The organism is Bradyrhizobium genosp. A (assembly GCF_049949275.1).
Taxonomy (GTDB): Bacteria; Pseudomonadota; Alphaproteobacteria; order Rhizobiales; family Xanthobacteraceae; genus Bradyrhizobium.
The window spans coordinates 1,078,245-1,090,541 of the sequence record NZ_CP188196.1; the positions used below are offsets into that span (position 1 = coordinate 1,078,245).

14 protein-coding genes and 1 pseudogene are annotated in these 12,297 nt (G+C 63.1%); 4 read left to right on the forward strand and 11 right to left on the reverse strand.

Going from position 1 to position 12,297, the window contains the following annotated elements; genetic code table 11:
• Positions 1–158: 158 nt before the first annotated feature.
• Both ACP2YP_RS04870 and ACP2YP_RS04875 read left to right on the forward strand, forming a co-directional pair.
• Positions 159–506, forward strand: coding sequence for a DUF3307 domain-containing protein (locus tag ACP2YP_RS04870; protein WP_426426468.1), 348 nt, complete (start codon positions 159–161; stop codon positions 504–506).
• Positions 507–663: 157 nt separating this feature from the next.
• Positions 664–1,062, forward strand: coding sequence for a hypothetical protein (locus tag ACP2YP_RS04875; RefSeq protein ID WP_426422657.1), 399 nt, complete (start codon positions 664–666; stop codon positions 1,060–1,062).
• Here ACP2YP_RS04875 and ACP2YP_RS04880 read toward each other — a convergent pair.
• Together ACP2YP_RS04880 and ACP2YP_RS04885 are read right to left on the reverse strand one after the other, a co-directional pair.
• Positions 1,059–1,373, reverse strand: a complete 315-nt coding sequence (locus tag ACP2YP_RS04880; protein ID WP_426422658.1) for a YkgJ family cysteine cluster protein — start codon at positions 1,371–1,373, stop codon at positions 1,059–1,061. The genes ACP2YP_RS04875 and ACP2YP_RS04880 overlap by 4 nt on opposite strands.
• A 16-nt stretch (positions 1,374–1,389) precedes the next feature.
• Entirely contained in the window at positions 1,390–2,088 is a 699-nt protein-coding gene (locus ACP2YP_RS04885) for a helix-turn-helix transcriptional regulator (protein WP_212327527.1), read from the reverse strand.
• Between the two features lie 112 nt (positions 2,089–2,200).
• Here ACP2YP_RS04885 and ACP2YP_RS04890 point away from each other — a divergent pair, with 112 nt between their 5' ends.
• Positions 2,201–2,476, forward strand: coding sequence for a hypothetical protein (locus ACP2YP_RS04890; protein WP_426422660.1), 276 nt, complete (start codon positions 2,201–2,203; stop codon positions 2,474–2,476).
• Between the two features lie 38 nt (positions 2,477–2,514).
• Positions 2,515–3,243, forward strand: a complete 729-nt coding sequence (locus ACP2YP_RS04895) for a glutathione S-transferase family protein (RefSeq protein ID WP_426422661.1) — start codon at positions 2,515–2,517, stop codon at positions 3,241–3,243.
• A 74-nt stretch (positions 3,244–3,317) separates the two neighbouring features.
• On the opposite strand, the gene ACP2YP_RS04900 is transcribed toward ACP2YP_RS04895, so the two are convergent.
• The 9 genes and pseudogenes from ACP2YP_RS04900 to ACP2YP_RS04940 all read right to left on the reverse strand — a co-directional run bounded on the left by ACP2YP_RS04900 (position 3,318) and on the right by ACP2YP_RS04940 (position 12,179).
• Complete coding sequence (locus ACP2YP_RS04900) at positions 3,318–4,469, reverse strand: ABC transporter substrate-binding protein (protein WP_426422662.1); 1,152 nt, start codon at positions 4,467–4,469, stop codon at positions 3,318–3,320.
• Positions 4,470–4,560: 91 nt separating this feature from the next.
• Entirely contained in the window at positions 4,561–4,980 is a 420-nt protein-coding gene (locus ACP2YP_RS04905) for an acyl-CoA thioesterase (protein ID WP_426422663.1), read from the reverse strand.
• Between the two features lie 17 nt (positions 4,981–4,997).
• A complete protein-coding gene (locus tag ACP2YP_RS04910; RefSeq protein WP_426422665.1) occupies positions 4,998–5,759 on the reverse strand; it encodes an SDR family NAD(P)-dependent oxidoreductase in 762 nt (253 codons plus the stop codon).
• Positions 5,760–5,781: 22 nt separating this feature from the next.
• Positions 5,782–7,665: a feruloyl-CoA synthase gene (locus ACP2YP_RS04915; protein WP_426422666.1), complete on the reverse strand. Its 1,884-nt coding sequence runs from the start codon at positions 7,663–7,665 to the stop codon at positions 5,782–5,784.
• 10 nt (positions 7,666–7,675) lie between these two features.
• Positions 7,676–8,485, reverse strand: coding sequence for a crotonase/enoyl-CoA hydratase family protein (locus ACP2YP_RS04920; protein ID WP_148749780.1), 810 nt, complete (start codon positions 8,483–8,485; stop codon positions 7,676–7,678).
• Positions 8,486–8,625: 140 nt separating this feature from the next.
• Complete coding sequence (locus ACP2YP_RS04925) at positions 8,626–9,087, reverse strand: DUF3237 domain-containing protein (protein ID WP_426422667.1); 462 nt, start codon at positions 9,085–9,087, stop codon at positions 8,626–8,628.
• A gap of 11 nt (positions 9,088–9,098) precedes the next feature.
• Positions 9,099–10,417, reverse strand: a pseudogene (locus ACP2YP_RS04930) (TRAP transporter large permease).
• Positions 10,418–10,425: 8 nt separating this feature from the next.
• A complete protein-coding gene (locus tag ACP2YP_RS04935; protein WP_426422668.1) occupies positions 10,426–10,962 on the reverse strand; it encodes a TRAP transporter small permease in 537 nt (178 codons plus the stop codon).
• 200 nt (positions 10,963–11,162) lie between these two features.
• The gene (locus tag ACP2YP_RS04940) at positions 11,163–12,179 is read right to left on the reverse strand and encodes a TRAP transporter substrate-binding protein (RefSeq protein WP_426422670.1); all 1,017 of its coding nucleotides are present in this window, start codon (positions 12,177–12,179) and stop codon (positions 11,163–11,165) included.
• Positions 12,180–12,297: the final 118 nt, after the last annotated feature.

Here is a 12,297-nt window from a genome sequence, read left to right on the forward strand (position 1 = left end):
CGGGAGATGTCATAAATCAGCGGTCCCCGATGTTCTGACGGGTCCAAGAAGAAGTTGCGCTGAACGCTCCATTTTTTCCTTTCGAGTCAACGAGGGCGTCAGCTTTGTCGTTTCCACCTCTGTCATCGGCGGTTCCGGTCGAAGCGCTCATTGGCTGGATGTTGCTGCTCACCTTCAAGCACATCATCGCCGATTTCGTGCTGCAGACCGCCTGGATGGCGCACGGCAAGGACCAGAAGCACGGTTGGGCTTTGCCGCTTCTGGTGCATTGCCTGATTCACCTTGCGGTTGCGTTGCCGCTGATCCTGATCGTCGCGCCGAAATTCTGGTTCGTGGCGCTGATCGACTTCGTCATTCACATCACGATCGACCGCGCCAAGGGACTGGTCTCGGCCAATTTCGGCGTCAACCAGGAGCACCCCTGGTTCTGGACCCTGATCGGCGTCGACCAGGCGCTGCATCATCTGACCGGCTTCGGCCTCTCCATCTACATGGCGGCGAACTGAGGCCGGCTGTTTCCGGTCCTCTGTCTCCGGTCCTCGGCCCGTCTGGGCCGGCTGGTTCGCGGCCAGGGCGCAACGACCCCGGTTGACTACCGCCCGGGGTGGTTAACCTTTCATTAGAGAATTGCGCTGCATCTTCCCCACACGAGGGAGAACTGCAATGTTTTCAAGCCGTGACGCTTTTGAAAGCGATTTCTGCCCGGTTCGCGACGAACTCCTTGGCGAAATGTATCGCGCCAGCGAGAGTGGCCTGCCGAGGCTGGTTGAGAGTGTTTCCCCTGACGCGCGCGCCAGGCTGGCGCTGTTTTGCTATCGCCGCAGCCATCTTCACTCGCTGGCGGTCGCGATTGCAGCCAGCTGCAGCGAACGCGACTTGATCGAGAACGGCGGCCGTGTCGGCTCGACGCTCTATGCGCTGTCGCGCGAGGGGTCGGCCAAATCGTCACCGTCGCTGTCGGGGGGGCGCAAGCCGATCACGCTATCGACCAAGCCGCTCTCGGTGCTCGTACCGCTGGACGACGAGATCGACGACGAGATCGGCGAAGCCGTTCCTGCTTAAGCGGTTTCGATAATCGGAAGCCCGTACTTCCGCCGCGCCATCGCGCATTCGGCGTCGCCCGGCATGCAGGTGCGGCACACCTCCGGCCGCATCGCGTAGATGCCGCACGCAGTCGCCTTGCCGATCTCGCCCTGCAACGCCGAACAGCGATCGCCCGCGCAGCGCATGCCGGATTGGCGCTCGTTGACGAGCGTTTCCGGGATCAAGGCAAGCTCCTCGTCGCTCTCGATCGAGAAGCGCGGCCAGTTCTGCGAATAGCCGCAGCAGGCGCCGCAGCTCTGGCAACAGCTCGACAGATCGATTTCTTCCATCGTCGTCACGTATCCTTCAGGTATCTTTGGGTGGACCCCAGACCAGGCTCTGCCGCCATTTGGCGCGTAACACGTCGCGCCGCTCCGGATATCTTTCGTCGAGATAGGTCGCATCCACGACACGGTCGGTGCGGAAGCTGCGAAAATCGCTGCGTAGCTCGCACCAGGCGGCAAGCAGGCGCACGGCTTCGAGATAGCCGACCGAGATCGGCCAGATCATGCGCTCGCTGGGGCGGCCCTGCTCGTCGCGATAGCGTAGCATGATCTTCTTGCCCTCGTGAATCTGGGCGCGCGTGCGCGCCATGTCCAGGCGGTCCGGCTCCCTGTTCCAGCTCGGCCGCGCGCGGCTCGCAGGCTCCAGCACGAAGGGGCGCAGGCGCTCGGGCACGGTGTCGGCAATCTTGGCCATCAGATCTTCAGCTGCGCGCGCCAGCGTGGAATCGGCATGGCCCGCGACCCATTGCGCGCCCAGCACCGCCGCCTCGATCTCGTCGGGTGTCAGCATTAGGGGTGGCAGGTCAAAACCCTTCTCGAGAATGTAGCCCATGCCCGCTTCGCCACGAATCGGCACGCGCTGGCCCATCAGCGTTGCGATGTCGCGATAGATCGTTCGCTTCGAAGTCTCGAGCTCGGCCGCAATCGCGTCCGCCGTCAGCGGTTTACGGGTGCGCCTCAGCACCTGGATGATCTGAAACAGCCGGTCGGCGCGTCTCATGACAATTCTCTCATCGGGGACGGATCAAAAAACAGCGCGAGGCTGCTGACAGGATGTTGGCAGCAGGGGAGTTCTATACCGGGACAACACATCGACTGAAGAGGATTTGTCCATGATCATTCCAACCCATCTCGGTCCGGCCGGTCCGTTGTGGCGGAGCCAGGCCTCGTTGCATGCCTCGCTGTATGCCTGGGCCCTCAGCCGTCTCACGTTTTTCGATCTCACTGTCGTCGACCTCCGCGTTGCGCTCGCGACCATGCTGACACGCTCGCTGATCCAGGCTGCGGACGCGCTGGTCCGCCATGTGATGGGCCGCGCCTGGCGGGGGGCCCGTTTCGCAGAAGATATCACGGCTGCTGCCACCATGGTGGCAGCAGCCCGGCACTAGGTTCCGTCAACTCTTTCGGTAGGTTCAGGAGAGCTCCAATGATCACGCTTTACGGTTTTGGCACCGGCTTCGGCCTGCCGGAAATCAGCCCCTTCGTCACCAAGACGGAGGTGCAGCTCAAGATGGCGGGACTGCCCTACCGGAAGGAGCGCGCGATGCCGCCGGCTTCACCGAAGGGGCAGCTGCCCTTCATCGATGACGGCGGCGAGGCGGTGGCCGATTCCACCTTCATCCGTGCCCATATCGAGCGCCGCTACGGCTTCGACTTCGACGCCGGCCTATCCCTGCAAGAACGCGCCCAGGCCTGGGCGTTCGAGCGCATGATCGAGCACCACGTCTATTGGTCGCTGGTCGGCGCACGCTGGGTCGATGCTGCCAATTTCGCCAAGGGCCCTGCGCATTTCTTCGACGGAACGCCCGAGCACAGCCGCGAGAAGCTGCGCGAGGACGCGCAATTCCGCGTTGCCGAGAATTACCTGCTCTCCGGCCTCGGCCGTCACGCCCCCGATGACGACGTCGATCTCGCGGTCCGCTCGCTGTTCGCACTGTCGGTACAGCTTGGCGACAAATCCTATCTGATGGGCAACAAGCCCAGTGGGGTCGACGCGACCGCGTTCGGCGCGCTCGCCGGAATTCTCACACCGTTCTTCGAATCCCGTCTGCGCGAGCGTGCGGAAGGATTTCCGAACCTCACCGCCTATGTCGACCGGATGATGGATACCTACTATCCGGAGTTCGCCTGGACGCCACTGCGGCAGGCGGCCTGACGCAATCGACAGACCTGAAAAAGAAAGAGCCGACCCAATGGGCCGGCCCTCGTTGTTTCCGAGACCGTCGCCGGTTACTTCGCGAGCGTGTATTTACCGTCCTTGACCGTGAGCAGGATGCGCGAGCGGTCGTCGAGGCCGTAGCGATCCTTTTCGGTGAAGTTGTAGACGCCTTGGCTCGCCGGGATTTCCCTTTCGCTCAGCCAGGCTTGGCGGACGGCCTCGCGGAATTCCGGCGTGCCGGGCTTCGCCGTCTTCAATGCGGTCGGAATGATGCGCTTCAGGACCTCGAAAGCGTCGTAGGAATGGCCGGCGAACTGGCTGCGGCTGTTCGGGCCGTACTTGCCTTCATACGCCGTGTTGAGCGCGAGGCCCGGCTTCTTTGTCGCGGCCTCGTCTGGCTGATCTTCGGGATCCATCACGGGGCCCGATGCCATCAGCACGCCTTCGGCGGCTTTGCCGGCGATGCGAATGAAGTCCATGCTGGCCGCGCCGTGAGTCTGGTAGATCAGGCCCTGATAACCGCGCTCGCGCAACTCGGTCTGTGGCAATGCGGCCGCGGTACCGGAGGCGCCGATCAGGATCGCGTCGGGATTGGCGGCGACGAGCTTCAGAACCTGTCCGGTGACAGACGTGTCGGGCCGCGCGAAGCGCTCCTCGTCGACCATGGTCATGCCCATCGGCACGCCTTGGGCCTTGAAGTCGTTGAACCAGAGGTCGCCGTAGGAGTCGGAATAGCCGATATAGCCGACCGTCTTCACCTTGTGGGCCTTCATGTGCTCATAGAGCACCTTGCCCATGATCGGAATCGGCTGCGGCATCGACACCGACCACTTGGCACGCTCGGGCGTGATCGGGAACGGCGCAAGGCCGAAATGCGGAATGCCGGCTTCGTTGGCGACATTGGAGATCGCGATGGATGGCGGTGTCGTCGACGAGCCCATGATGATGTCGGCCCTGGACTCCGTAACGAAGCGGCGCGCGTTCGTGGTTGCCGTCGTCGGGTCGCCGCCGTCGTCGAGCACGATCACCTTCAGCGGCACGCCGCCGATTTCCTTCGGCACGAATTCCAGCGCATTGCGCTCGGGAATGCCGAGGGCGGCGGCAGGACCCGTAGTGGTCACGCTGATGCCGATGGTGATTTCGTTGGTCTGGGCCAGCCCGGGCAGGGCCGGCAGCGCCAGCGTGGCCGCCGCGATGGTAGCGGTCAGGTAAAAGCGTTTCATTGATTCCTCCCTTGACGTTATTCTTTGAAAGCAGAAATCGGGGATGAATTCAGCCCCGTCTTTTGGCGATGTGGCGATTGAGCTCTAGAATCTAATTGCCTACGAATTTCGCTACCATTTCCGGCGGAAACGGTGCCGATTTCAGCTTGTCGGGGTTAACGGGATCGCGGCCGACCAGGACGCGGGTCTCAAAACCTTCGATGGCAAGTGCCTCGCCCTTGTAGACATTGTGCTTCACCTCGAAGCTCGAGCGCTTGATGCTCTCGATCTTCGTCTCGATGGTGATCCAGTCGCCGTAAGTCGAGGGGATGTAGAACTTGGACCGCGTATCGACCATGGGGATGCCCACCAGGCCGTATTTGCGGACCAGGTCCTGCTTGGAGAAGCCGGCAACCTCGAACAGGGTCGACGTCGAATCGTCGAACATCGCGAAATAGCGCGGGTAATAGACGATGTTGGCGGGGTCGCAGTCGCCCCACTGGATCTGGACATCGCGCCGGTTCACGAACATACGGTTTACGTGCCTTACTACTTGGGCGCCATGCGCAGCGAGCCGTCAAGGCGCACCACTTCGCCGTTGAGGTACGAATTCTCGACCATGTGCAAGGCGAGCGCGGCGAACTCGTCGGCATGGCCGAGCCGGCGCGGGAAGGGAATGGCAGCGGCAAGCGAGTCCTGGGCTTCCTGCGGCAGATTGGCCAGCAGGGGCGTGAGGAACAGGCCGGGTGCGATCGTCAGCACGCGGACGCCGAACTGAGCGAGCTCGCGTGCGATCGGCAGTGTCATGCCGACGATGCCGCCCTTTGAGGCCGAATAGGCCGACTGGCCGATCTGGCCGTCATAGGCGGCGACGGACGCCGTGTTGATGATGACGCCGCGCTCGCCGGTCGCCTGTGGCTCCAGCTTGGACATCTCGGTTGCGGCGAGGCGGAGCATGTTGAAAGTGCCGATCAAATTGACCTTGATCACCCTGTCGAAATCGGCGAGCGCCATTGGGCCGTCGCGGCCGACGACACGTTTTGCAACGCCGATGCCGGCGCAATTAACCAGCACGCGGGCCGGCCCATGCGCCTTGGTCGCCTGCGCGATCGCGGCTTCAGCGGAGGCCGCGTCGGAGACGTCGCAGGTTACGGCCACGCCCTTGATCTCGGCGGCAACGGTCTCCGCGAGCTTGGTATTGAGATCGCACACCGCGACCTTGGCGCCCTGTGCCGCCAGCTTTCGCGCGGTCGCAGCGCCCAGTCCCGATGCGCCGCCGGTGACGATGGCTGCCTGATCCTTCAACAACATGGCGTTCTCCTTCGATGAATTCTCAAGCGACCGATATCACACGGTCCGATGGATTGGCAGCGTAGAGCTCCTCGATCAGCGCGCCGCGATGCTCGAGCACCGCACGCTGGTTGATCGAGCCCTTGTCGGTGACCTCGCCCTTGTCGATCGACAGCGGCGCATCCAGCAGGATCGCGCGCGTGATCCGCGTCGAGGAGCCGGTGGCCGAAGAAAGGAACTGGGTCAGGCGCTCGCGGAAAGCTTCACGGACCAGCCGGTCGCGGGCGGTGACGGTGAGATCGTCGGCCGGCAGGGTCGGATTGATCAGGCGGCAGCCGTCGAGATCGAGCAGCACCAGGGCGGAGACCTCGTCGCGGTTGATGCCGGCGATGACGACGTCGCGCACCAGCGGCGCGCAGGCGGCGACGAAGCGCGCACGCAGCGGACCGACGCTGACCCAGGTGCCGCTCGCGAGCTTGAAATCCTCGCTGACGCGCCCGTCGAAATCGAAGCCGGCGTTGAGATCGTCAGGATTGGCGGGCTTGAGCGCGTCGCCCATCTTGTAAAATCCTTCCTCGTCGAAGGATTTTGCGGTGATGTCGGGCTGGCGCCAGTAGCCGGGCATCACGTTCGGGCCTTTGGCACGAACTTCCATCTTGCCGTTGTTGGGCACCAGTTTTGCGTCATTGCCCGAGACCGGCAGTCCGACATGGCCGGAACGGCTGGTACGCGGATTGACTGACATGAAGAACGGCGCGGTCTCGGTCGCGCCGAGGCCGGTCAGCATCGGCACGCGATAGCCTTTTTCTTTCACCGCGAGCTCGTCGAGACTGTTCCAGACGAAGGGCGATAGCGCCGCGCCCGAGAAGAACATCGCGTGCAGCCGGTCGAAGAATTTCGCGCGCAGGCCCGGGTCGTCGCGCAAGTAAGGCAGCAGCGATTCATAGCCCTTGGGCACGTTGAAATAGACCGTCGGCGAGATCTCCTGGAGATTGCGCACGGTCTCCTCGATGCCGCCCGGCATCGGCTTGCCGGCGTCGAGATACATCGAGCCGCCATTGTAGAGCGTCAGCCCGATATTGTGGTTGCCGCCAAAGGTGTGATTCCAGGGCAGCCAGTCGATGATGACCGGCGGCTCATCCTTGAGGAAGGCGAGCGTCTCGCGCAGCATCACCTGGTTGGCGCAGATCATACGCTGGGTGTTGATGACGGCCTTGGGATTGCCGGTCGAGCCCGACGTCAGCAGGAATTTTGCGATCGTGTCGGGGCCGATCTTGCCGTGCACCGCGTCGAGATCGCTGCGGATCGGCGTCGCCATGAGGTCGGCGAGCAGCGTGACGTCGCGGCCCGGCACGCTGCCGAAAGATGCTGCGATCTCGGTGCCGAGCGAAACATTGGTGGCAAGCGCATCCGCAAACTTGTCAGCGTCCTCGGCGAAGACGAGGCCGGGCGTCAGCAGCTTCATCAGGTAAGAGAGCTTGCCGTAATCCTTTGAGACCAGCGAATAGGCCGGCGATACCGGACAGAACGGAATGCCGGCATAGAACGCGCCGAACGCCAGCAGCGCATGGTCGATCGAATTGCCCGAGAGGATGACGACCGGCCGCTCCGCCGACAGGCCGCGCTGGATCAGGCCGGAAGCGATATGCCGGCTCGCGGTGAGCAGCTCGGCATAGGTGATCTTGCGCCAGCCGCGGCCGCCTTCGCGCTCCGCCATGAACACGCGATCCGGCGTCGTCGTCGCCCAGTGATGCAGGCGATCGGTGATGCGGACGGGATAGTCGCCGAGCGGCTGCTTCGGCCGCAAATAGATTGTACCATCGGCGCGACGTTCGATGTCGACGACGGGATCGCCGAACGAGATCGGCCGCAGCGGAGAATTGCTCGCGCCGCGCTCTGTGCTGGAAGAGGACGGCTGCGCACTCATGACTTTACGCTCATGACTTGGGCTTCACCTTGGCGGTCTTGTGCTCGAGGAATTCGCGGATCCTGCGCTTCGCCTCTTTGTCGCTCTGCGCCACCGTCGCCATCAGCGATTCCATCAAGAGACCGGTCTGTGGATTGGCTTCGGCGATCATCGGCAGGGCCTGGAGCACGGCGAAATTCGTCAGTGGCGCGTTGGACGCGATCTTGGTCGCGAGCTCCAGCGCCTTGGTGAGGCCATTGCCGGCTTCGGTGACATATTGCGCAAAGCCGTAGGACGCGCCTTCGGTCGCGCTATAGACGCGCCCGGTCAGCATCATGTCCATCATGCGCGCGACGCCGATCAGCCTCGGCAGCCGCACCGAGCCGCCGCCGCCGACGAAGATGCCGCGCTGCCCCTCGGGCAGCGCGAAATAGGCCGTGGGCTCGGCGACGCGAATGTGGGCGGAGCAGGCAAGCTCGAGCCCGCCGCCGATCACCGCGCCCTTGAGCGCTGCGATCACGGGCACGCGGCTGTACTGGATACGGTCGAACACCCGGTGCCACATCTGCGAATGCAAGAGGCCGCCCGTGGCGTCGTGATCCTGAAGTTCGGAGAGGTCGAGTCCGCTGGAGAAATGATCGCCGATGCCGTGAATGACGACCGCGCCGATGTCCTCGGGCAGGGACGCAAAGCATTCGCCGATTTCCAGGATGATGCCGTCGTTGAGCGCATTGCGCTTGGCCGGCCGGTTCAGACCCACGGTCAGAACCCGGTCCACCCTCTCGATCCGAAGCAGCCCGGAGGCGCCCGCGTCAGCGGTCTCGGCGTTTCCCTGTGTCATTTGCGTCCTTGTCAGAATAGTTATGTTGTATAACGAATTTCGTGGGAGTCAATATGGGAGCTCCATGGGAGAGGCAATCGACAGATCCCGGTATGGATCCCGGCCTCGCCGGGACGACGAGTGAGGTTTGCGGAGCCGCTTCACACCACCTGATGCACGTCGATCACCACGCGGTCCGTATGCCGCGCCGCCGAGCCGACAAAAATGTGCTCCATCAGCCAGCGGTACTTCTCGTGCCCCGTCTCGAATCTCGGCACGGTGCGGAAATAGATCAGTTTTGGATCAACCGGCTCGCCGCGCTTGAGCTTTTGCAAGAGCTCGACCGGGCCGAAGCGCATGCCCTTGTTCTCGACATAGACCACGGCGCCGTCATCGGTCTCGAAGGCGTATTTCGCCTCGAGATCGATCAACTCGTTGGGCCGAATGGTCTGGAAGTCGGCGCCGAACGGGAGCACCTTTCCGGTGACCGCACCCTTCACCTCGCCGCCAATGATCGGGATGATGCGGCGGACGCCGATGCCGGTTTCACCGGCGGTGATGACGTCGCCGATTTCAGCGGTGATGGTGAAGACGTATTTCGTCTCGAGTGTCGGTGTGGCCATTGCTTCGCCTTTCAATGCGCCATCATGCGCGTCGGCAACCAGGTCGCCAGCAACGGGAACGCGATCAAAATCACCAGACGCACCAGGTCGGTCGCCACGAACGGTATCACGCCCTTGAAGATGGTGGAGAAGGAGACGTCCTTCACCACGCTTTTGATGACAAAGACGTTCATGCCGACCGGCGGGTGGATCAGGCCGAGCTCGACCGTCATGACGATGATGACGCCGAACCAGATCGGATCGAAACCAAGATGGGTGATGACGGGGAAGATGATCGGCACGGTCAGGATGATCATCGCCATCGCATCCATCAGGCAGCCGAGCACGAGATACATCACCATGATCAGCGCCAGCACGCCGTAGGGGCCCAGGCCCAGGCCGGTGAGGAATTCCGTCACCTTTTGCGGAGTCTGCGTCACCGTGAGGAAATAGCCGAAGATCAGCGCGCCGATCAGTACGGTGAACACGGCCGCTGCCGTGCGGGTCGCCTGGAGCAGCGAAGCCAGGATCTTCTCACGGTCGAGCCGGCCCGTGACCACACCGATAATGAAGGCACCGGTGGCGCCGACGCCGCCGGCCTCCGTCGGCGTGAAGCGCGGCAGGAACGGCAGGCCGTAGAGGCGCCGATCACGAACACGAACAGCAGCACCGGCGCCCAGATGTCCTTCAGGCCGGCAAAGCGCTCGCGCCAGGGCAGCACCTTGCCCTTGGGCAGGAAGTCGGGGCGGAAATGGCCGATCAGGAAAATTGTGATCATGTACATGCTCATCGCCAGCAGGCCCGGAATGATGCCGGCGATGAAGAGTTTTCCGATGTCCTGCTCGGTGATGATGCCGTAAACCGCGAGCACGGTGGAGGGCGGCAGCATCGCACCCAGCGTGCCGCCGGCCGCAATCACGCCGGTAGCAAAGGATTGCGGATAGCCGAAGCGGCGCATCTCGGGGTAGGCGACCGCGGAGAAGGTCGCGGCGGTTGCGACCGACGAGCCGCAGATCGCGGCAAAGCCGCCGCAGGCGCCGACGGTGGCAATGCCGAGGCCGCCGCGCAAGTGCCCGACAAAGCCGTTGGCGGCGCGGAACAACTCGCGGCTCATGCCGGAATTGCTGACGAAGGAGCCCATCAGCAGGAACATCGGGATGACGCCGAACGTGTAGTCGGTGACCGTGCGCATCGAGGTCTGGCCGACCAGCTTCAGCGCCGGCGTCGCGCCGACCAGATAGGAGAAGCCGGAGACGCCAACGAGCCCCATCGCCATGCCGACGGGCACGCGCAACAGCATCAGCGCGAACAGGGAAACGAAGCCGAGAACGGCGACGGCATCGGTGCTCATGATGACTATTACTCCGTCGCCTTCAGCTTGGGGTCGTGCATGTCTTCGGGATGGAAGATCAATCGGTAAGTGCGGATCGCGATCAGCAGCACGGCCGAGACGTCGCCGATCCAGGCGATCGCGAAGAACGGCCATGTCGGCATGTGCATGTCGAAGGTCTGGACGTTGTCCTTGTAGGTGCCGCGGACCTTGTCGAACAGCGTCCAGGTCTGCACGGTGACGACGAACAGCAGCACCAGCGTTGCGAACACGTCGATCCAGCGCTGATAGCGCGGGCTGACATTGCCCCAGACCAGGTCGACGGTGATGTGCGTGCCGCGATAGGAGGTCGCCGCGATACCCCAGAAAATGAGGATGCCGAGCAACATGCGGCCGATGTCGAAGCTATCGGGAATCGAATAGTTCAGCGTGTTGCGCAGCAGGACCGACAGGAAGATGTCGAGCGCGACGATGCCGACGAACGCGGCTGCGATCCATTCGATCGAATCGATCACGCGGTCCATCCAACTGCGTTTCGTGGGAACGGTTTCGTCGTGTGCGGTCATTGTTTGATCTCGGTCTCGCCGCGGAGTTCACCTCGCCCCGCGTGCGGGGAGATGTCGAATTCGAGCGCGGCTCGAATTCGGGTGAGGGGGACTCTCCGCGAATCGAGCAGTCGCCACCTCTGTGGAAGCAGCCTCTCACCCCTCCCCCTCTCCCCGTAAGAACGGGGAGAGGGGGAGGAGAGACCGGCAGCGTCTTGGTGCTACTCCGCCAGCGCGTTGTACTTCTTCAGCGACGCCTTCAGCTCCGCGAGCGCGGCGTCCGAATCGGCGCCGGCCTTCTTCGCCCCATCGCCCCAGGTCTTGACCAGCGGCTCGGCCGCCTTCTTCCAGGCGGCGGTCTGGGCCGGTGCCAGCTTGTAGACCTCGTGACCTTCTTCCGCCTTCACCTTGTCGATGCCGGCATCCTCGAACTTGCCCCAGTGCTCGCCGACCACGCCGGCCATTTCGGTCGAGCAGTTCTTGTCGATCGCGGCCTTCTGCTTGTCGGACATCGAATCGTACTTGTCCTTGTTCATCACGAACACGAACGTCGTCGTGTAGAGCGGAGCCTCCATATGGTACTTCGTCACCTTGTCGATGCCGAACAGCACCAGCGAGCCCCAGGGGAAGGTGACGCCGTCGGCGACGCCGCGCTCGATGATGTCGCGCACTTCGGGCGCGGAGGACTGCACGTTGGTGCCGCCGAGCGAGGTGACGAAGTTCGCCATGGTGGCGTGAGCCGGGCGGATCTTCAGACCCTTCACGTCCTCCGGCATCACGATCTTCTTGGTGCGGGAGTGGAACGAGGAGGGCGAGTGGACGAAGGCGAGGCAGTATTTGACGTCCTTCATCTCCTTCTCGGCATATTTGCGATACCAGGCGTCCAGCCCCATCGAGCCGCCCTTGGCGTCCGAGATCAGGAACGGCAATTCGCCGGCACCGATGATCGGAAAGCGGCCGGGCTGGTAGCCGGGATTGACGTAAGTGACATCGGCAATGCCGTCGCGCGCCATGTCGTAATGGTCAAAAGCCTTGCCGAGCTGCTGGGCCGGAAACACCTTGCCCTTGATAGTGCCGCCGGAGTCCTTCTCGACCGCGGCCGCCCAGTCCTCCAGCGACTTCTGCAGCGGATGCGAGGCCGGCACCCAATGCGAGATCTTCAAATCGAAGGTCTTGTCCTGCGCGAACACAGGCGTCACGCTTGCTGCCAGCAGCAAAGCCAGACAGGCTCTTCTCATCACGTGTCTCTCCCTCTTTTCGACGGCGGGCTTCGCCGGCCCGGCCTCATTAATTAACATGTTATCTAATTGGCCGGCGCATTCAAGCCGGAACTGCCGCCGCGTCATCTACGTCAGC

Bases quoted from the DNA above. Each gene is read 5' to 3' on its own strand.
- ACP2YP_RS04870 (WP_426426468.1), top strand. From the start codon at position 159: ATGTTGCTGCTCACCTTCAAGCACATCATCGCCGATTTCGTGCTGCAG.
- ACP2YP_RS04875 (WP_426422657.1), top strand. From the start codon at position 664: ATGTTTTCAAGCCGTGACGCTTTTGAAAGCGATTTCTGCCCGGTTCGC.
- ACP2YP_RS04880 (WP_426422658.1), bottom strand. From the start codon at position 1,373: ATGGAAGAAATCGATCTGTCGAGCTGTTGCCAGAGCTGCGGCGCCTGC.
- ACP2YP_RS04885 (WP_212327527.1), bottom strand. From the start codon at position 2,088: ATGAGACGCGCCGACCGGCTGTTTCAGATCATCCAGGTGCTGAGGCGC.
- ACP2YP_RS04890 (WP_426422660.1), top strand. From the start codon at position 2,201: ATGATCATTCCAACCCATCTCGGTCCGGCCGGTCCGTTGTGGCGGAGC.
- ACP2YP_RS04895 (WP_426422661.1), top strand. From the start codon at position 2,515: ATGATCACGCTTTACGGTTTTGGCACCGGCTTCGGCCTGCCGGAAATC.
- ACP2YP_RS04900 (WP_426422662.1), bottom strand. From the start codon at position 4,469: ATGAAACGCTTTTACCTGACCGCTACCATCGCGGCGGCCACGCTGGCG.
- ACP2YP_RS04905 (WP_426422663.1), bottom strand. From the start codon at position 4,980: ATGTTCGTGAACCGGCGCGATGTCCAGATCCAGTGGGGCGACTGCGAC.
- ACP2YP_RS04910 (WP_426422665.1), bottom strand. From the start codon at position 5,759: ATGTTGTTGAAGGATCAGGCAGCCATCGTCACCGGCGGCGCATCGGGA.
- ACP2YP_RS04915 (WP_426422666.1), bottom strand. From the start codon at position 7,665: ATGAGTGCGCAGCCGTCCTCTTCCAGCACAGAGCGCGGCGCGAGCAAT.
- ACP2YP_RS04920 (WP_148749780.1), bottom strand. From the start codon at position 8,485: ATGACACAGGGAAACGCCGAGACCGCTGACGCGGGCGCCTCCGGGCTG.
- ACP2YP_RS04925 (WP_426422667.1), bottom strand. From the start codon at position 9,087: ATGGCCACACCGACACTCGAGACGAAATACGTCTTCACCATCACCGCT.
- ACP2YP_RS04935 (WP_426422668.1), bottom strand. From the start codon at position 10,962: ATGACCGCACACGACGAAACCGTTCCCACGAAACGCAGTTGGATGGAC.
- ACP2YP_RS04940 (WP_426422670.1), bottom strand. From the start codon at position 12,179: ATGAGAAGAGCCTGTCTGGCTTTGCTGCTGGCAGCAAGCGTGACGCCT.